This window comes from Bacillus sp. TH19 (assembly GCF_016651075.1).
Taxonomy (GTDB): domain Bacteria; phylum Bacillota; class Bacilli; order Bacillales; family Bacillaceae_G; genus Bacillus_A; species Bacillus_A mycoides.
This window is the reverse complement of record NZ_JAEKEO010000007.1, coordinates 2,460,036-2,478,672: the sequence shown is the minus strand read 5'-3', so window position 1 is coordinate 2,478,672 and position 18,637 is coordinate 2,460,036. Positions and strand designations below refer to the sequence as shown.

The window sequence follows — 18,637 nt, the reverse complement described above, 5'->3', positions numbered from 1 at the left end:
TCTTTTTCTCCTTCTATTCTAATGAACTACAAATTTCAATATAATTACCGTCTGGATCGGCAATGTAAGCAATTGTTTGTCCCCACGGTTTTACGATTGGCTCAACTAGAACTTTAACCCCTTGTTCTTTTAATTTCTCAATCGTTCCCTTTACATCCTCTACAACAAACCCTAACTCAAAATGAGAAGATTGTAGTACACCTTCTGTAAGAGGTAGTCCCGTTAACTCCTTAACATCCTCTCGCGTATTCATCGCTAAAATTGTTGCTCCTGTTTCAAATTCGATATATGTACCGTGCTCTGCTCTTATTGGTAATCTTAAAATTTCTTTATAAAACTGAAGACATTGTTCAAACTTTTCAACATATAAAATAATGTATTTCATTTTTAAGTTCATACTTATTCCCCCTTTACCTTTACCTTCACCTCTAAAAATTCGACAAATGTTTTTAAAAACCTTGTACCTTATAGAGATGAGCACAAAAAAATGAGGCCGATTTCTCGGCCCCACAGCTTATTGGCATAAAACAGGAGATTTGGTTTGGACATAACCAGTTCTTACATTTATTATATTTTATTTTTTCTGAATTTTAAATATAATAAACACCTATTTATATTGAGAAAGTTTTTTTACTTGCATAAAATCATACCGCTTAAGAAATGCTACAAATGGAGGTGTATACATATGGAACCAATGCTTTGTCCAAGTTGTAAAACGAACCGAACTCGCTTTAATATTCTTGAGCAACAAGTAAAACCAGTAAAATTAAATCCACAAACTGGTCAAGTAGAAGAAGAATACACAAATGAAACGATGAACGCTTTTCATATGGCTTATCAAGGACCTACTTACCGCGTCCAATGTGCTGTATGCGGGCTTGTTGAAAATCCAGAACAATTTATTAAACCTGCGCAAAATCAGTCTTTCTCATAAAATCATTACTATCCCTTATAGAAATAGATTTTTCTTTAAGGGATTTTTCCTTTTAATGAGGTAGTACAAAACGTATTTCTTCCTTATTATATTTTAAACTCCATACTCTTCTGGTAATCTTTACATAAGAGAGGTGAAATAAATGATATTTAATAACAGATTAATGATTCCATCCGCATTACTACTATTAGTTTGCCACATGATCATACTCTACTTTTGGATTTTTGATTGGAAGAAGATAACAACTCCTTACGGTCTAGCTATATGGATTGTTTCTACTGTTTGCGGCTTTTTACTTTATTACCACTTTAAACATCAAAACTCTAATAAAATAGTATTAATCAGTAGTTCATTATTATTAATCGTTTCTTCATCATTTATGACTTTTTTAGGTGTTGTTACAGGTGTTATCTTTATTATCGTTAGCTCTATGCCTTAATTACATAGTTTTTATTATATAAAAAAGAATGAACAAAAAGAATTTTTTACATAACAAAAGAAGATGATTCCCATAAATCTAATACGAAATCATCTTCTTAAAAATTTCACGATTTGTTACAATATTTCCTTTTTTAACTTTTTAATTTTCCAAAATAAATTAATAAATATATATAAATATATACAAACAAAAAATCCTATCATACCTTTATATAATCCAGATTCTGATACTCCAAAAAAACATAAGTACAGCGTTGGAATTAACATTGCAAACATAATTGCAATGAACTGTAACAACTCAGTAAGTTTTTGTATCCTCGTTTCCTTGTCTGAATATATATCAGGCAATTCATTTACCTCTTCTACTTCCTTACAAAAATAATTCCATCCTGTAAAACTCATTACGCGTTTCCAACCGGAAATTTCGTATATTTCGAAATACTCTTTTTGTTTTTCTTTTGAATCTTTATAATCCAATCTAAAATCTGCTTTATATATTACATCTTTCGGCTCAGTTTTCTTAAACGTATACATTATATTATATTTTTGTAATGCCCAACCTTTTTGATGCATTTTTCTTAAAAACGCTTCTTCTTTTCTAAACTCCATCCCGCGTAAAATTTAAATACCCTTTTTGTCTCCATCTTCCATTCACTCCCCTAATATACTGTTTCCATTCCTTACAGATCTCTGCAGTCTGTTATACTCTAGCTCTAACACTTCTCTCCCAAACGGTGTTAACTCATAGCACTTCTTTCTGTCTGTAGAGGCAACTTCAACAATCAATTTCTCTTTTAATAACTTCGTAGTATTCCCATATAAAGTACCAGGACCGAGCTTTACTTCCCCATTTGTCATCTCTTCTACCATTTGCATAATTCCATAACCATGCATTGGCTTTACAAGTGACAACAATATGTAATATGTCGCCTCAGTTAATGGAATGTATTTTTGCGCTTTCGCATTCATTATAACTACCTCCGATACATCGCTTCATGATATATCGACTCGCGATACATCGTATAACGATATTGTATAATCATATTCCAAAATATGCAAGTGGAATTTTAAAATTAAATATCCATTTCTTCAGATTAAAAAATCATATCAATTTTCTGAATAATTTGTTAAAATATAGAAATATCCGCTTTTATTTTGAAAGGAATGATACATATGATAAATAAATTAAAAGAAAACATAGGATCTGTTTTTGTCGGTAAGGAAAATGTAATTGATTTCCTCCTCGTTTCACTGCTTGCTGATGGACATGTACTGCTTGAAGACGTACCTGGTACTGGAAAAACATTACTAGCAAAAACAATTTCTAAAAGCATTGGTGGTAATTTTTCTCGCGTTCAATTTACCCCTGATGTACTTCCGAGTGATGTAACAGGTATTGAATATTTCAATCCAAAAACTAGTGAATTCGAGTTAAGACTTGGACCAGTCGTGACAAACATATTACTTGCGGATGAAATTAACCGTGCGATGCCGAGAACACAATCTAGTTTGTTAGAAGCGATGGAAGAACGACAAGTAACGCTTGAAAAGCAGTCTACTCCTCTTCCGAAACCGTTCTTTGTTATTGCGACGCAAAACCCGATTGAATCACAAGGAACTTTCCCTCTTCCAGATGCACAACTTGATCGCTTTTTAATGACGATTTCAATTGGTTATCCGTCTCCTGAAGATGAATTAAAAATGATGCGCCGTTTTCGTAACAATGCACCGTTAGAAAGCGTCACATCTGTCATTTCTTTAGAAGACATTTTAGAAGCACAGAAACAAGTGAAAGAAATTTTCGTATCAGAACCGTTAGAACATTACATTATTAAGCTTGCTCACGCTACAAGAAATCATGATTACATTGCTAACGGTGTAAGCCCGCGTGCTACATTAGCTTTAGTACGTGCCGTTCAAGCATTAGCCTTTTTACGCGGGAGAGAATATTGCACGCCTGAAGATATACAATTTTTAGTTCCTTCTGTTTGGAATCACCGTATCGTCTTGTCAATGGAAGGAGCTTTACGTACGACAAAAAATGAATTAATGCAAAGGATTTTAAAAGAAGTAGACGTACCTGTGGAGATTGAACAAGCATGAATGGACAGCGCGTTGTAACTGTACCTTTATTTTTTCAGCTCCATATTATTCAATTAACTGTGCCAGGCGCTATACTATTTACGTTTTTTCTGCCGCAACGAATTATTATGTTTCTCTTTTTCTTCTACTATTTATTTGCGATTTTTATTTATAAATATGTCGCTTACATAGAGAAAAAGTTTCAAGTAATAAACGAGAAACAAACAACTCGGCTTTTCCCTGATGAATCTGGACAGTTTTTTATTCATTTAAAAAATGGGGCAAATATACCACTCGTTAATGGTGTTTGTTATTTTCATTTAGATTCTTCCCTTATACCGCATAAAGATCAAGGGATTGAACAAATATCAAAAACGTTATTTTCTTTCCCATTTTCACAACCTGCTCATTCGGCACAAAAATGGGATTTAACATTAACCGCAACGAAGCGTGGTGTCTTTCAAATTGAACAATTTGAATGTGTTTTAAAAGATCCTTTTCATCTTTTAACTGTACATTTACCTGTTTTCGATAAGTTAAAGACTGAAATTATTGTGTACCCTTCTCCTAAAGAGGTAGCCGGTTTACAAGAACTTCAGCAACTATTAACAGGTTCGTATCGAACGAATTTCTCTTTTTACAATGATGAAACATCCATTATCGGTGTTAAACGATATGAACGTGAATCTTTCCGCTCTATTCATTGGAAAGCATCTGCTAAAATGCAGGCGTTACAAGCGAAGCAATATGAACCTGTAAAAAATTATAGTTGGACAATTTGTCTTTCTTTAGCTGCTGATCGTGGGTTTGGTTGGAAAGAGAATGTAGAAGACCTTATTTCTTTTACAACATACATTTGCCAATACGCAACGAAGCATCAAATTCCGTTTGAGTTATTTATTAGCGTTTTAGCAGAAGGTGGCCCTTTGCTTTTACCATTAAACGAAGGACAAACACATTACGCCAAAGCGTTAGAAGAATTAGCACGTATTTCAGATGATAGTACGCTACTTCCGAAACAAGGATTTCTTCATTATGTAACGAGAAAAAGGGTACGCTCATCTACAATGATATACATTGGTTTGCAGAAAAAGGAGCTCCCTCTTCTATCTCAGCCTACGTTCCTCATTAATAATGAAGGGATGGTGGAAAAGCTTGAAAACTTGGCTCTATCACGTTAATGACTTTATTCTGCTCCTCCTCCTTTCGTTATTAACAGAAAGGGACGAACTAGTTGGTATTGCTATATTTTTAGTGACCGGTTATGTAGGAATATTTCTTATTCATAAATTTATGAAGAAAAAAACAACAGGTTTTGTACTACTGTTAGTTATTCAAATAATCGGTTGTTCTTTATTTCTACCTTTCTCTATTTTAGGCACAATATTATTACCACTGTTTTTCTTTATCGTACACTCTGTTGGACCGGGATATCCAGTACAAAAATCGTTAGGCGGTATTATATGGTTTGTCGTTTCAGCTATATTTTATGCTCCCTTTCCGCCATTGTGGAAATTGTTACTATTAACTTTACACATTATGATTACATTTTGGTTAACAGGTTCCAATCGTAATCAACAGCTATTACGTTTCACTTCTATTATTACGATTGGAATAATTAGCGCTTTACTTATTCCGGTATTTCCTTATATTCGGCTTCTTTTTTCTTATATCATACAAGTAGTTGCCTTAGGATTTGGTTATGCTTTAAATCCATTGTTCTCGGCAGCTGCATTAAAAGATACAGACGACTTTTGGTCGAATAAAGGAAATTTAAAAGATCCTCAAATTAAAGAGGAACTGGGGCAGCGTCCTTTTGATCCAACTCTCATAAATAGCATTACAATATTGGTCTGTACAGCCATCGCTATTTACGTCGTTTGGAAAATAGTAAAAAAACGAAAACATTTAAGTTTACCAAATATGCCTGTCTTTGAATCTACAATCATTACTGATAAAGAAGGCATTAACCAAAAACGCTTCAAACGAAATAAACCACCACATAACGAAATTCGAAAAGAAATTTTCAAACTCGAGAGTAAGCTATCTCCTCCTTTAAACCGAGAACGAGGAGAAACTGTTGAAGCTTGGCTAGAGAGAATTAATGATGAAGAAGAGGTAAATATTCAGAGTCATATTATTATAGACGCGTATAATGCAGTGCGTTATTCAAATGGTGAAAACACTGTACTTCTGCATGAATTTAAGGAAGAGGTTCATAAGCTTTATGCGTATCAGAAGAGTTTGAAGAAGAAGAGAAAATGATGTATACAAAAAGACTCCTATTAAACTAGGAGTCTTTTTGTGTAAAAGTCCACGTTGCTTTTCACAAATTATGCTTTTTTTCCTGCTTCAATTTCTAAAGATTCTTCATGCCACCAAAGTGTTTCTTCAGGATCCTCTTTAGCAATTTGATGTGCTTCTTTTTTCGATTCTACAGTAGGATAAGAACCTTTTAGTGCACGTCCTGAGGTTGTGACAAACAGTACACTAAACACAATTAATCCAATTACACTTACACCTGTTAAATAAAATGCTGGTGCCAGTGGATTACCAGTAGCATGAACTAAGTATGAACATACGAGCGGTGTTGTACCACCGAATATAGATACAGAAATATTAAAGGAGATAGAAAGCGCACGATAACGTACATCGGTGAAAAAGAGTGCTGGTAATAACGAAGGCAATGTTCCTTCATATACACTAAGGAAGAAACCTAAAATGAAAATACCCGCAAACATGGCTACAATATGTCCGTTACCAATTAATAAAAATGCTGGAATTGAACATAATGCTAAACCAAGTAAGCCAATTTGTACTACTCGTTTATTACCTACTTTATCACTTAATTTACCGAAATAAAGTGCCAGTGGAATCATAAGTGCCATCGTAATTGAAATAATTAATAAGCCCGTTGTTTCTTTGACTTTTAGTACTTGTGTTAAATAAGAAGGAATATACGAAAGGATCATATAGTTTGTAATGTTAAAGAAGGCAACAATTACTGTGCTTAATAAGAAGTCTTTTTTGTGATATTTTAATATATCCATAAATGAAAATTGTTCGTTGTCTTCAGATTCCTCTTGTGCTTTTTCCATCTCTTGAAAGATTGGAGATTCATCTAAATGACGTCGTAAATATAAACCGACCAAACCAATTGGTGCAGCAATTAAGAAAGGAATACGCCATCCCCAGCTGAGCATTTGCTCATCTGTTAATAATAACGTCAAAATGGTAACAATTACCGAGGCAGCAATGTAACCTGAGAGTGTTCCAATTTCAAGACCACTACCGAGTATACCACGCTTTTTATCTGGAGAAGATTCTGCGATATAAACCATTGCTCCTGAATATTCGCCGCCTGTAGAGAAGCCTTGAATCATTCGAGCAATTAAAAGTAGTATTGGTGCCCATACACCAATTTGTTCATAGGTTGGTAGTAATGCGATGAATAATGTAGAAAGTGCCATTAAAATAATAGTTGTACTTAAAACAATCTTTCGGCCGTATTTATCTCCTATTCTACCAAAGAAAATACCTCCGATTGGTCGAACGAGAAAGGCCGCCGCAAATGTACCAAATGTTAGTACAAGTTGCAAACCACTATTATCCACACCTGAGAAGAATAATTGACTTAATATTACCGCTAAATACGCGTATAATCCAAAGTCAAACCACTCCATTGCATTCCCAATGCCAGTAGCAATAACTGCTTTTTTCGCTTGTTTAGAATTGACAATATTAACGTCTTGAGGTTCAAAATTCAAATCATTATTTTGTTGCATATAGTAAAACAGCCCCTTATTTAATTTAACTTCTTTAAGCACACCTTCTCTTACTAGAATAAATTCAATACGAAGCACTTAAGGAAAAGCAACGTCTCCTTATCTGTTATTATTGTTTCACATAATTAATTATTTGTCCAATGAGATGCTTCCTATGTTAAGTAATTTACTATTTTAAAAAGCTGAAGAAGGCGCTATACGAGTACCTTTTTCAGCTTTTTATTTTAATACGTAAATTTATTTTTTTCACCCCTATTTTCTTCTTATTTGAATTAAAAATAAGGTACTTTTTTATAAAGTTTTTTAAACACTCGCTATAGCTGATAAGCTATGAATACAGGAGATAAACTCATAAATAAATGCATCAATTTCTTCTTTAGTAATTATATATGGAGGAAGTAAACGGATGATGTTCCCTTGTGTAACATCAACTAACATTCCTTTCTCCATTAGCTCCACCTGTAATTTCTTAACATTTTCATTCTTATCATTCAAACTAATTCCAAACATCATTCCAGCATGACGTACTTCCTGAATATAATAAGAATTTTCTTTCTGAATTTCTTGCAATTTATCATTTAGATAGTGTGATGTTTCATACGCTTCTTGCATTAAACCATCGTCAATCAATGTATTTAAAACCGTTAACCCTAAAGCCGTTCCCATTGAAGAATGAGCAAACGTTGTGCCGTGATCTCCTGGTGCAAATACATCACATAACTTTTCACCTACAATAATTCCGCCAAGCGGTATCCCGCCTCCTGCTCCCTTACCAATTTGAATAATATCCGGTGTAATATTGAAATTTTGATAAGCAAATAGTTTACCAGTTCTCCCCATACCACTTTGAACTTCATCAACGATAAGAATGACATTATATTTATCACATAAGTTTTGAACACCATGTAAATATTCACCCGATAAAGGGTATATCCCCCCGCTACCTAATACAGGCTCTAGCATAATCGCAATTGGATTTTCTTTAACAATTGTTTCTTCTAATTGCTCTATATTCTCGCGCTCTACTTCATATACTGGAATCGATGTTTTAGGGAAATTTTGATATACACTTTCTTGTCTCGTAAAATGAAGTGCCCCTAACGTACGTCCGTGGAAGCTATTCTTCAGCACTACGATTCCTTCACGTTCCTCATGCGTATTCGCTCTATATTTATCAATTAATTTCAACGTTGTTTCTGTCGCTTCCGTACCAGAGTTTGTAAAAAAGACTTTTCCATTTTTTAAAGAGCAATCAACTAATTTCTTTGCATACTCAATCGCAACTGGGTTTAAAAAATGAAATGGGAGATGCAGAGATTTCGTAACTTGTTCCATTGTCGTTTGCACGATTTTCGGGTGATTATACCCTAATACGTTCACTCCGACACCAGAAAATAAATCTACATACTCTTTACCATCCACATCATAAAGCTTGCACCCTTCTCCTCTTTCTATTGCAACCTTCGTACGACAATACGTAGGCATCATATATTCTTTATCTAATTGAAACCAATCCGACATTTTAAATTCCTCCTAGTTATTTTCCCTGTTTATTTATGTTCATTCTCTATAAAGTCATGTATAAATTCATTTTTAAGATTGTAATTTTAATAGTAATTTTCTTCCCGATATTCATTTTTCCATAATTTCTTCTATTTCAACAGGTCCACTACATACACGTTTTTTTCATCTAGCGGTCTGTTACTATTTTGAACTTTGCGTGTCATACATAATCAAGGCTATAAAATCATATTTAGTAACAATGGAAAAAAAAGATTTGGAGGCTATATCGATGTCTGAAAACTATGATAAACAGGGACAATCTTTACTAGGGAAAGGCTTTAATGAAAATGGAGAACGTAATGAACAAGCTATACTTCACTCTCAAACAGTTGGTTCACGTGGACCTATTTTAAAACAAGATAATGTACTGCACGAGGCGTTACAAGAATTTATTCACGAAAAAATTTTAGAAAGACCTGTTCATGCAAAAGGATTTGGTGCATTCGGTTATTTTCAAACGATATATCCGATGTCTGAACATACAAAACTAAGCTTTTTACAAAATTCAAATGAGAAAGTTCCTGTTATGGTTCGATTTTCATTAGCTGTTAGTACGAAAGGAACACCTGATACTTCTAGAAATGTACGGGGTTTTGCTACAAAATTTTATACAAAAGAAGGCGTATTTGATCTTTTATGTAATCACCTTCCTGTCTTTTCTGTTCGTGATCCGATGCGTTTCCCTGAAACTATTAATGCGTTATTGCCTTCACCTAAAAATAACTTAATAGACCCTGATAGATTTTGGGATTTTGTTGCTAGAGCACCCGAATCCATTCACTTTGTTGTCCGTTTATACTCTGATGCTGGTACGGCAAAAAGTCTTCGCCACATCCCAGGACATAGTGTAAATACATATGTTTGGAGAAATGCTCAAGGTTATCGAAAGTATGTAAAGTATCATTGGTATCCATTTGAAGGTGTACAATTCATTACTAGTGAGGAAGCAAATAAACTGGCCGCCGAAAATCCTGATTATAGCGGGAAAGATTTATACGATACAATTGAGGCTGGTAAAGCAGTGGAATATGGTTTATATGTCCAGCTCATGGATCCTAAAGATGAAACACACCTTTCTTATGACCCTTTAGATGATACAAAAGTATGGGATGAAAAGGAGTATCCTCTTATACCAGTAGGCAAAATGGTATTAAATAAAAATCCTGAAAACTATAAAGAACAAGTAGAAAAAGTCGCTTTCTCCCCTTCTAATTTACTAGACGGTGCAGAACTATCAGATGATAAAATGCTACAAGGTCGTGCTAACATTTATAGTGATTCTCAAAGAAGAAGAATTGGACCTGAATTTCGTAAAATAGCGATCAACCAACAGCAAGATTGGACACCTGCTAATCAAGCAACTAGCGGTGACGGAAGATACGTTGAAGGAAAACTTGAAAGAGCTTCTATAACTAAGAAAGACGACTTTGGGCAGCCTGGTGAATATTATGCGAAGTTATCACAAATCGAAAAAGAACATCTTGCCGAAAACTTAGCTAGTGATTTGAAAGTTATCTCCAATGATATAAGAAAGGTAGTTTTAGGGTATTTCCATGAAGTGTCAGCTGATTTAGCAAAGAGGATTGAGAGTGCGATGCAAAGGCTTTAATAATAAAAAACGTCATTTTCAATGATGAAAATGACGTTTTTTTATGGCGAACTTACTAGTGATTTCTACCGATTAATTTACATTTATTTACGAAAACTTTCCCATTCAAGATTTTCGTTACATCATTTTATATTATGGTATTCATTTCTCTTTTTCAGATAATCTTTTTCACATTGTAATGGTCTGTATTCCACGATTTTCCCTTGCTTCTTTTTCGTTTCGGTAACAATCCATTCCCCTTTTTCAAGGTTTAGGCGTTTCATTACATTAGTATCGTCTATTTCTTTATAAAGTAAAAATGCTTCTTGCGCCTTCACAAATAATCTAGGCTCTCCCCTATATCCACCACTATCATAAACTTTAGTTAGCGAATTATAATAAGAATCATTTTCCCTTCCGCCATACATCAAATGCGCAGCCTCTAGGTCTCTTTTACTAACTTCCAAAAAACTATTTTCATCAATCTTTAAATCAAATGTAGATATAATGTCATTCATAATGTTTTTCACATACTTTTCATCACGAATTTTACTTTCTTCCAGACAATCTGAAGATAACCTTGGTGCATTTGACTGAGAATGTACCACATGCTGTATAGATACGCACAAAATAAATACACTTAAAACATACAATAGTTTTTTCATATTTAAGTATCACCTCAAATGATTTAGATACTATATTATTTGAGGTTTAGGATATTCTTATGCTAAGAATGAGTAAGGTCCTATAAAATAGATTTTTTATAGGACCTTTCCTTTTAATATTGATTTATCAGTTTCATCGGCGAAGCAAGTACCTTACTACTTTTCACATCATATAATCCTATAGGTGTTACCCGTATAAAAGGCAAGTGCGTCGCAGAAAAGAATAAAATCGTAAATGCTGGATCATTATAGGTGTATCCTCGCTCTTGTAGTAATTCCACCATTTTTTTCTCTTTCTGTATTAATTCACTCATTTTCAAATTAGACATAATCCCGAGCAATGGTAATGCAATTTCGTGTAACACTTCATTTCTTTCCGCTATTACTATACCGCCACCTAGCTCTTTTACTCTATGAAAAGCTGTAAGCATATCTTCTTTCCTTTTTCCAATAAGAATGATGTCACCTGTACCGGAATAAGAGCTAGCAAGACCTCCTAATCCATTCGCAAAACCTTTCACAACTGTATTCACTCGCCAAGTGCCATCACGAGCAATCATCATAAGGAAACATTCATCATGCTCAATAGAAAGTTCTTCACCGTTTAAGTCGATTTCAGTTACATATGGTTTTGAAATAACATCATTTAATAATTTTATACCTGTTGTTTCAGAAAAAATCATATCTTCTTTCTTTAAAGACCAGTCTAATGATAATGGAGTTACTTTGAATTTACTCCAGTCTATATGTAATGATGCATTTTTGTTTATTCCGTCACGCTTCATCCATTTCCCCTTTGCAATTACACTTATTGGAATCGGATTTTCTTTACTTTCCAAAATATTAATATTTGCAATTCTTCCTGTCGCGATCGCGCCGTGTAAATGCTCCATATTATAATAACGAGCAATGTTATAGCTTGCCATATTATAGGCATCAATTACTGGCATTCCTTGCTTTATCGCGATTTCTATCATCCTATTCGTCATTCCGTTTTCATAAAATGACGGATGTGAACCATCTGTTGTGAACATGAATCTATCAAATTGCTTGACACCTAATTCCAGCAATTCTTTCAGTAAAACTTCTAAATCTGGACGGATAGAAGAGTTTCTAAGAGTAACGGTGTAACCTTGCATAAGGCGTGTTAATGCTTCCTGTCCTGTCATCGCTTCATGATCGCAATCAGTACCTAGTAACTTTAACTTCGCTAACGTTGATTCAGACGCACCGGGAAAATGACCTTCTACTTTTTTCTGTAAGCGCTTTGTTTCCTGTACCCAATTTAACATCTCATCATCGCCATTTAATAGTTTTGGCCATGCTGTTAACTCGCCGCCTTGAAGAACCGCTTCATGCTTTAGCCACTCTATTATTTCTTCACTATTAAATAAAGATTCACCATTTTGCAGCTCAGTTTGTCCATCAAAACGGCACCACCAATACATACTTGCTGGAATCTTTTCAAATTCATCTAATAAACGAAATGCTACTTCACGTTGTAACGTGAAAAATAAAGTTAAATTATCATTAATGAAAGTCGTTGTCCCAAATTGCATCGCATAATTTGCTAAAGTCTCTGGATTATATAATTGATATGGATGTGCATGCGGTTCTATGTAACTAGGAACTACATACTTTCCATTACAATCAACGACTTCACATTCATGTATTTGCTCTGGTAATTTTTCTCCTACATATATAATTCGGTCATCATAGATCCAAATATTTGCTTGCACCCACTCGCGCATATAGGAATTTAAATATGTTGCATTCTTGAATAAAATGTGCGGGCTTCTTGTGCCATCTATTACTTCAACATGTTCTCGTAATTGTGTGTTACTCCATCTAAACTGATTTTGTCCCAATGTATTTCACTCCACATCAATTTCCTTTTATTTATTAAAACAAAAATAATTAACTAACTAAAGTATTCTCCATTCATAACTCCCCTGTATATCCCCTATACCCTTTATTATATGGAATGATTACAAAAATGACAATTTTCGAAATTTACAAACATACCTCTTTGATCCTCAATAAAAAGGATGTCTTGTAACCGACATCCTTTTTTATACTAAACTATAAGATTGAATTACACTTGTATCCGTATTTATGTTCTACATATACTTGATTGCTGCCATACCATGAATGCTAATACTGTCCTTATTTGCGAAATTAAAAAGCATCTCTTTTATTTACAACTAAAGCAGCATTCCATTCGCTTTCTTTTCATCTATTTCTTAAATTCAATTTGCATCATTTTATTAAACTGTGTAAAAACATCCATCGCACCTAAAGAGTTAATATTGACAGCTAATGTATGTTTGCCTCCCATTACTCCGCCAACAAAAGTTGTAAATCCAGGAATTGCCCCTCCGTGACCCCAAACTGAAACACCGTTTGGAAGTTTAGTCTCATATATCCCAAGGCCATATCCATCACCAACACCTTTTCCTTCTATAGGAACTGTAGTAAGCATTTCTTTTAGCTCGCGTTCTTTCAGTAACTTACCACCAAGTAAAAATGAAAAGAATTTATTTAGATCGTCCGCATTAGAAATCATATCTCCAGCTGAATTAGCTAAACTCGGATTATAATACGTCATATCTTTCAACTCACTTGTTTCATCAATTTTCATATACCCTCGGGCATGATTCTTACCTGGAATTACGGGTGAATTCCCTGGTAAAAACGTATTTGACAGATCCAAAGGCTCAATAATTCGCTTTTCAATTTCTTCCGCATAACTATTTCCAGTTATTTTTTCAATAAGCATTCCCAATATTACATATCCTGTGTTTGAATACAACCATCCCTTACCTGGTGAAAAATCTGGAGGTAGAGAAAGTCCTATTTTCACTATTTCTTCTGCTGTATACGTTTTTTTCGAATTCATAATATCAGCGTCTTTTGACTTTAAGTATTCAGCTATACCACTCGTATGATTCAAAAGTTGACGTATCGTAATTTGATTGCCATCATACCCATTTCCTTGAATGAGACCCGGTAGCCACTTTTCAATTGGATCGTCAAGTTGCACGCGATTTTCTCCTACTAATTGAAGAACAGTCGTAGCGGTAAAAGTCTTCGTCACACTCCCAATCCGAAAACGATAATCCGATTTCATTGTTTTCTTTGTATTTAAATCCGCGACGCCAGCAGTATAACTACTAATCTTTCCATTGTTAGACGTCTTCGCTAATATTCCTGGGGTTCCAAGCTGAACTGTTTCCTGCATTACTTGTTTCCAACCATTTCGGTTCTTTTGATCATGTGATTGTGACGGACTAGATAAATTTTGAACAGACTCTGCTTTCACAGTAAAACCTGGTGTGAATAGAGTAGTACCCGCTAATAAAATTGCTAAACTTGCTAACTTAATTGAATTACATTTTTTCATAAGGCTCCCTCTTCTCTATTAATATCGGATTAATTCAAGTTATACTTTAATCCTATATGATAAAACTCTCTTTTTTCTTATCCATTCCTTACGAAATACTTACGTTCAAATTTTGATACGATAAACTGAGAAAGAGCTATGCATGAAAATAAAAAGGGCATATAAAATAAGGACAGCCACTTAACTGCCCTTATTTTCATTTCACCTCGTCTTTATTATTTTTAAGATGATTCATTAATTGTGTTCGTTTCAAAGGTACATATATGTTTGTTCCAGTAACATATCTTTTTCCCAATCGAATTATCTTATAAATTTAAGGAGTTCATATTAAGATTAACAATAAAAAAGAACGTGTTTTCAATTTATCAAAACACGTTCTCTTACATACTTAAAACCCTATATCAACTTTTTATTTCATTCACTTCTTTAAACTACTAATCTTTATTCACTTTTACCATCCTGCACTAGCATTCATACCATTTCCAAGAATAGTAAGAAATAGTGGCCACAATACTGGTCCTAACGTAAGAAGTAAATTTAGAAGTATAAGTAATCTATATACCCCGGGGAAATTTTGATCTTTACGATTTACAAATACTAAAATAACTAATAATATTATGGTCGTTAAAAATAAAAGTAGAATTAGCAGCCAATACCAAACCATTAAACTGAGACTCCATGGTGTTAATAGCTCGTGTATTATACCAAATATGATTCCTAATACTCCAAAACTAAAGGTAGTAACTGTTGATTTTATAAGCACTATATTTAATGTTTTTTCGTATGTATTTTTACAATATAAATCTATTAAAGTGTATAAAGATAAATATGCCATTAATACACCTATCCAAGACAATAACCAGTCTCCGCCTCCTCTAAATAACATGAACAGCAACCAACACATCCCTACTGCAGAAAAAGCAAAGGAAATAAGTATGCTTTTCAATACCGGTTTCATTATATTTTCACACCCTTAAAAATAAATTATAAGTTTTTACTAAACTCATGTAATTTTTTATTAACATGCTACCCATTAATCGTTTAGCTCTAACGTATCCTTTTTTCATTCTATATTAATAAAACAAAGATAAACTCATGAACAATTAAAGAAGCAATACTCTACAAAGAGTTCCATATAGCTTGTATATTCTTTTTCCATTGGTAGAGATATTAAAAAATTAAGTATACATTAACATGCAATTAAATATAAGTAAATAAAATTAATTTACAGCTAATTTTATTTACTTATATAACTTTCATATTCAGATTAACTCAGCCACCATTTTATTTTCATATAATACATTCTACTATTCATATCGCCCTTTTCCATCCCGCTCTATCCACCGCATAGTCTTCTTAACATCTAACTCCGTATACGTCTTTTCACCATAACGAACAGACTCATATATTGGAATAATGTCTATCGTTCTACAAATTCTTTTCAGCCATTGTTGCATCGTTTCATAGGGCCTTCGCTGTTCGTGAAATGGTAAAGTTCTTTCCCATTCAACTAATGTTTTCCTTATCGTGTCTTTAGGTAACGGCTGTTCAAACTGATGCTTCACTTTCTTGTTCTTTTCGGTTCTATCCGTATTTTCTTTTGTTATCGATTGTTTATCCTGTTCTATTTCTGATTTCGTTACCTTTTTCCTCATTAATTTATAAAAAGCATATAGAATGACCACTGCAATAATTACATAAAAAACGACACTAATCCATGAATTTGAAAGAACAGAAAACACATCAGTCCATGAATTTTTTCGTACAAAAAGTGGAATTTCCCTATCTATTTTTGTTCTTGTATCTACAACTCCTGTTTCTTCATCTATAATTCTTTCAGGTTCATCAAACTGTTCGTCTAAACTAGTAAAATCATAATTTCTTTCTGATATTGTCTCCGTCTTACTAAAAAAACGCTCTTTTACTATGTCCTGTACATGCACAACACCTTGTGATAACGTTATCGCACTAACCGCAAAGAAAAGTATGATTAAAGCTTTTACACTCCACAACTTCACCTTCATATGCCGCTTTTTATTCACCATGACATAAGCCCTTTCTTATTCTTTAATTACAATCCATTTATTCGTTCTACTATATTCCCTAGGTGAAGTACCAAGAATTAAAGGAACTGCATCCAATTCCTTACGACGAAATCCTGCTGTGTAAAAATAAGTAGAAGATACAGGCGTATCTTGATCCGATATTGAGGCAAGTATCTTTAATACATTTTGCAAATGTTTCCGATTATCCCCGTTCTTTACATGTAACAATCCGTTACCTTTCACACTGTTAATCCATAACTCAAATGAACAATCTTGCATGAGCAGTTGTTTGCATATGCCTGCGGTTAATTCAATAAGCTCTTCAATATCATTTCGTAAAGAAACGCCACTTTTATTTTGTAAATTGAGATAAATCGCGTATTTATCAGATTGTGTTCGTTCATATTTTTTCGCAGTTATCGTCCCTGTTTTTGCTGTTGCACCCCAATGGATAGAACGAAAATCTTCATTTTCATAAGACTTCACTCCCATTACTTTCGTTTCATCATATAGCGGAGAAGACATCGCTTTTCGAAATCCGCGTGACCATTCTTGTAATTCAGGAACTTGTATTTTCGGAACGGCTGGTAAAACTAAATAGGACGGCGTATCAACTTGTTTATATGTTATATGTTTCGTTATGAATCCAAAGGGATCAGTAATAACAATTTCAACTTCTTCCCATTTCGCGATTCCTCTTTTTAAAGCTACAGCTTGCAAATCAAATGAAACTGCCTCTCCTCCTTTTATATTGAAATTCAAATAATAATTTGAACCTGTACTATGATTTTTGTTTAGTTCATCATGATTCCAAGTTAGCTTGTTTTCACATTTAAATCGAAATACGATATTAAGAATAGGAAATAACGACTTGTTTGAAATTTTTATTTTGCACATATTCGTTTCACCTATAAAAACGTTTGAATTCCCTTGACTGTATTCCCATTCAACACGAGATACTTTACGTATGTATACATGCATAGTACCTATTAAAATTACATACAAAAATACGAGAGATAATATGAGTAAATTACTTGAAAATACACATAAAATAACGGCTACAACTGACATAACTCCTATTACGAAAGGCTCCGCTAAAGGTGTATACACAAGCTGTTGATTCATCGTACATTCTCCACTGGCACACTAATCGTATGAAGAATTTCTTTCATGATTTGTTCTTTTGTCGTTTTCATCTCCCCTTCAATCGTTAACGTTAAACGATGAGCACAAACGGATGCAGCTAGTAGTTTTATATCATCTGGTGTACAGTAATCTCTTTCATTTAATATTGCTCGTGCTTGGATTGCCCGCATAAATGCCAATGTGCCTCGCGGGCTTACACCAATTTCAATTAACTCATGCTTACGGGTTGCTTCAATAATTTCAAGAAGATAATCTTGCACATCATTCCCTACTAACACTTCCCTTGCACGTTTTTGTATATTTATTATTTCTTCACTTGAAATAATAGAATGTAGCGTTTCTAATGGATCATTCGTTTGGAACCGATTCATCATTTCCTTTTCTGCTTCTCTCGTAGGGTAACCTTGTCGAATAGTAAGTAAAAATCGGTCTAATTGAGCATCAGGTAAAGGAAATGTACCCGCCGATTCAAGAGGATTTTGCGTTGCAATAACTAAAAAAGGTTCTGGTAATGAATGTGTCTGTTTCGCAATCGTAACGGTACGTTCTTCCATAACTTCAAGTAACGAAGATTGCGTTCTCGGCACAGCTCGATTAATTTCATCTACTAATACTATATTTGCAAAAATAGGCCCTAACCTCGTTTTAAAATCCGATTCCTTCACATCAAAATATTCGAGTCCAATAACATCTCCAGGCAAAGTATCAGCTGTAAATTGAATTCTTTGGAACTTAGCGTCCACACTTTTAGCCAAACTTTTCGCTAATGTTGTTTTCCCTGTCCCAGGTACATCTTCTAATAAAATATGTCCTCTTGCTATAAGAGCTATAGCTGCTAGTTCAATCGATTCATCTTTTCCTATAATGACCTTTGAAATATTGTTAGTGATTTTCTTTAATATGTTCATATATTTCACTACCACCTTTAAATGTTTTTAAAATTAAGAATATTCATTTTCCAAATTATAACACATTACGTTAGAAGTAA

At 33.8% G+C, this 18,637-nt stretch carries 17 protein-coding genes and 1 pseudogene; 6 read left to right on the top strand and 12 right to left on the bottom strand.

Translation table 11 applies throughout. The features are described 5' to 3' along the window. Window positions 1-13: 13 nt before the first annotated feature. Entirely contained in the window at window positions 14-397 is a 384-nt protein-coding gene (locus JFU54_RS16535) for a VOC family protein (RefSeq protein WP_002013534.1), read from the bottom strand. A gap of 288 nt (window positions 398-685) precedes the next feature. Here JFU54_RS16535 and JFU54_RS16530 point away from each other — a divergent pair, with 288 nt between their 5' ends. Both JFU54_RS16530 and JFU54_RS16525 read left to right on the top strand, forming a co-directional pair. Next, on the top strand, window positions 686-934 hold the full coding sequence (locus JFU54_RS16530; RefSeq protein WP_000433610.1) for a hypothetical protein: 249 nt from the start codon (window positions 686-688) through the stop codon (window positions 932-934). A 142-nt stretch (window positions 935-1,076) separates the two neighbouring features. Then, complete coding sequence (locus tag JFU54_RS16525; RefSeq protein WP_201065447.1) at window positions 1,077-1,373, top strand: hypothetical protein; 297 nt, start codon at window positions 1,077-1,079, stop codon at window positions 1,371-1,373. Window positions 1,374-1,489: 116 nt separating this feature from the next. Here the strand turns inward: JFU54_RS16525 and JFU54_RS16520 are convergent. Both JFU54_RS16520 and JFU54_RS16515 read right to left on the bottom strand, forming a co-directional pair. Next, window positions 1,490-2,016 (bottom strand): annotated as a pseudogene (locus tag JFU54_RS16520) (DUF2812 domain-containing protein). A 7-nt stretch (window positions 2,017-2,023) separates the two neighbouring features. Then, window positions 2,024-2,341: a PadR family transcriptional regulator gene (locus JFU54_RS16515; protein WP_000991891.1), complete on the bottom strand. Its 318-nt coding sequence runs from the start codon at window positions 2,339-2,341 to the stop codon at window positions 2,024-2,026. Between the two features lie 204 nt (window positions 2,342-2,545). Here JFU54_RS16515 and JFU54_RS16510 point away from each other — a divergent pair, with 204 nt between their 5' ends. From JFU54_RS16510 to JFU54_RS16500, 3 genes are read left to right on the top strand one after another with little or no spacing between them, the layout of a single operon-like run. After that, window positions 2,546-3,475, top strand: a complete 930-nt coding sequence (locus JFU54_RS16510) for an AAA family ATPase (protein WP_201065441.1) — start codon at window positions 2,546-2,548, stop codon at window positions 3,473-3,475. After that, window positions 3,472-4,635 (top strand): DUF58 domain-containing protein, encoded by a 1,164-nt coding sequence (locus JFU54_RS16505; protein WP_201065439.1) that lies wholly within the window; start codon window positions 3,472-3,474, stop codon window positions 4,633-4,635. The genes JFU54_RS16510 and JFU54_RS16505 overlap by 4 nt, the downstream gene beginning before the upstream one ends. Continuing rightward, window positions 4,610-5,719 carry a DUF4018 domain-containing protein gene (locus JFU54_RS16500; protein ID WP_201065437.1) on the top strand — a complete coding sequence of 370 codons (1,110 nt, stop codon included), beginning with the start codon at window positions 4,610-4,612 and terminating at the stop codon, window positions 5,717-5,719. The genes JFU54_RS16505 and JFU54_RS16500 overlap by 26 nt, the downstream gene beginning before the upstream one ends. A 68-nt stretch (window positions 5,720-5,787) precedes the next feature. On the opposite strand, the gene JFU54_RS16495 is transcribed toward JFU54_RS16500, so the two are convergent. After that, window positions 5,788-7,239, bottom strand: a complete 1,452-nt coding sequence (locus JFU54_RS16495) for an MFS transporter (protein ID WP_012261183.1) — start codon at window positions 7,237-7,239, stop codon at window positions 5,788-5,790. 303 nt (window positions 7,240-7,542) lie between these two features. Next, window positions 7,543-8,760, bottom strand: coding sequence for an aspartate aminotransferase family protein (locus JFU54_RS16490; RefSeq protein WP_002190021.1), 1,218 nt, complete (start codon window positions 8,758-8,760; stop codon window positions 7,543-7,545). 271 nt (window positions 8,761-9,031) lie between these two features. Between JFU54_RS16490 and JFU54_RS16485 the strand changes: the two genes are divergently transcribed. Then, window positions 9,032-10,411: a catalase gene (locus tag JFU54_RS16485; protein WP_201065435.1), complete on the top strand. Its 1,380-nt coding sequence runs from the start codon at window positions 9,032-9,034 to the stop codon at window positions 10,409-10,411. 122 nt (window positions 10,412-10,533) lie between these two features. Here JFU54_RS16485 and JFU54_RS16480 read toward each other — a convergent pair whose 3' ends face one another. The 7 genes from JFU54_RS16480 to JFU54_RS16450 all read right to left on the bottom strand — a co-directional run bounded on the left by JFU54_RS16480 (window position 10,534) and on the right by JFU54_RS16450 (window position 18,557). Further along, the gene (locus JFU54_RS16480) at window positions 10,534-11,055 is read right to left on the bottom strand and encodes a hypothetical protein (protein ID WP_002165535.1); all 522 of its coding nucleotides are present in this window, start codon (window positions 11,053-11,055) and stop codon (window positions 10,534-10,536) included. Window positions 11,056-11,168: 113 nt separating this feature from the next. Then, window positions 11,169-12,923 carry an adenine deaminase C-terminal domain-containing protein gene (locus tag JFU54_RS16475; protein ID WP_201065433.1) on the bottom strand — a complete coding sequence of 585 codons (1,755 nt, stop codon included), beginning with the start codon at window positions 12,921-12,923 and terminating at the stop codon, window positions 11,169-11,171. 368 nt (window positions 12,924-13,291) lie between these two features. Beyond that, on the bottom strand, window positions 13,292-14,458 hold the full coding sequence (locus JFU54_RS16470) for a serine hydrolase domain-containing protein (RefSeq protein WP_201065431.1): 1,167 nt from the start codon (window positions 14,456-14,458) through the stop codon (window positions 13,292-13,294). Between the two features lie 451 nt (window positions 14,459-14,909). Then, window positions 14,910-15,416 carry a DUF3902 family protein gene (locus tag JFU54_RS16465; RefSeq protein WP_016091668.1) on the bottom strand — a complete coding sequence of 169 codons (507 nt, stop codon included), beginning with the start codon at window positions 15,414-15,416 and terminating at the stop codon, window positions 14,910-14,912. 349 nt (window positions 15,417-15,765) lie between these two features. Then, a complete protein-coding gene (locus JFU54_RS16460) occupies window positions 15,766-16,503 on the bottom strand; it encodes a hypothetical protein (RefSeq protein ID WP_002032907.1) in 738 nt (245 codons plus the stop codon). 15 nt (window positions 16,504-16,518) lie between these two features. Next, window positions 16,519-17,628 (bottom strand): DUF58 domain-containing protein, encoded by a 1,110-nt coding sequence (locus tag JFU54_RS16455; protein WP_002190028.1) that lies wholly within the window; start codon window positions 17,626-17,628, stop codon window positions 16,519-16,521. Then, window positions 17,625-18,557 carry an AAA family ATPase gene (locus JFU54_RS16450; protein WP_001023371.1) on the bottom strand — a complete coding sequence of 311 codons (933 nt, stop codon included), beginning with the start codon at window positions 18,555-18,557 and terminating at the stop codon, window positions 17,625-17,627. The genes JFU54_RS16455 and JFU54_RS16450 overlap by 4 nt, the downstream gene beginning before the upstream one ends. Window positions 18,558-18,637: the final 80 nt, after the last annotated feature.

What these genes read in the sequence shown, in the direction of transcription:
- JFU54_RS16485 (WP_201065435.1), top strand. Translation starts at nt 9,032, where the DNA reads ATGTCTGAAAACTATGATAAACAGGGACAATCTTTACTAGGGAAAGGC.
- JFU54_RS16460 (WP_002032907.1), bottom strand. Translation starts at nt 16,503, where the DNA reads ATGGTGAATAAAAAGCGGCATATGAAGGTGAAGTTGTGGAGTGTAAAA.
- JFU54_RS16490 (WP_002190021.1), bottom strand. Translation starts at nt 8,760, where the DNA reads ATGTCGGATTGGTTTCAATTAGATAAAGAATATATGATGCCTACGTAT.
- JFU54_RS16495 (WP_012261183.1), bottom strand. Translation starts at nt 7,239, where the DNA reads ATGCAACAAAATAATGATTTGAATTTTGAACCTCAAGACGTTAATATT.
- JFU54_RS16525 (WP_201065447.1), top strand. Translation starts at nt 1,077, where the DNA reads ATGATATTTAATAACAGATTAATGATTCCATCCGCATTACTACTATTA.
- JFU54_RS16515 (WP_000991891.1), bottom strand. Translation starts at nt 2,341, where the DNA reads ATGAATGCGAAAGCGCAAAAATACATTCCATTAACTGAGGCGACATAT.
- JFU54_RS16470 (WP_201065431.1), bottom strand. Translation starts at nt 14,458, where the DNA reads ATGAAAAAATGTAATTCAATTAAGTTAGCAAGTTTAGCAATTTTATTA.
- JFU54_RS16465 (WP_016091668.1), bottom strand. Translation starts at nt 15,416, where the DNA reads ATGAAACCGGTATTGAAAAGCATACTTATTTCCTTTGCTTTTTCTGCA.
- JFU54_RS16530 (WP_000433610.1), top strand. Translation starts at nt 686, where the DNA reads ATGGAACCAATGCTTTGTCCAAGTTGTAAAACGAACCGAACTCGCTTT.
- JFU54_RS16510 (WP_201065441.1), top strand. Translation starts at nt 2,546, where the DNA reads ATGATAAATAAATTAAAAGAAAACATAGGATCTGTTTTTGTCGGTAAG.
- JFU54_RS16480 (WP_002165535.1), bottom strand. Translation starts at nt 11,055, where the DNA reads ATGAAAAAACTATTGTATGTTTTAAGTGTATTTATTTTGTGCGTATCT.
- JFU54_RS16455 (WP_002190028.1), bottom strand. Translation starts at nt 17,628, where the DNA reads ATGAATCAACAGCTTGTGTATACACCTTTAGCGGAGCCTTTCGTAATA.
- JFU54_RS16450 (WP_001023371.1), bottom strand. Translation starts at nt 18,557, where the DNA reads ATGAACATATTAAAGAAAATCACTAACAATATTTCAAAGGTCATTATA.
- JFU54_RS16505 (WP_201065439.1), top strand. Translation starts at nt 3,472, where the DNA reads ATGAATGGACAGCGCGTTGTAACTGTACCTTTATTTTTTCAGCTCCAT.
- JFU54_RS16535 (WP_002013534.1), bottom strand. Translation starts at nt 397, where the DNA reads ATGAACTTAAAAATGAAATACATTATTTTATATGTTGAAAAGTTTGAA.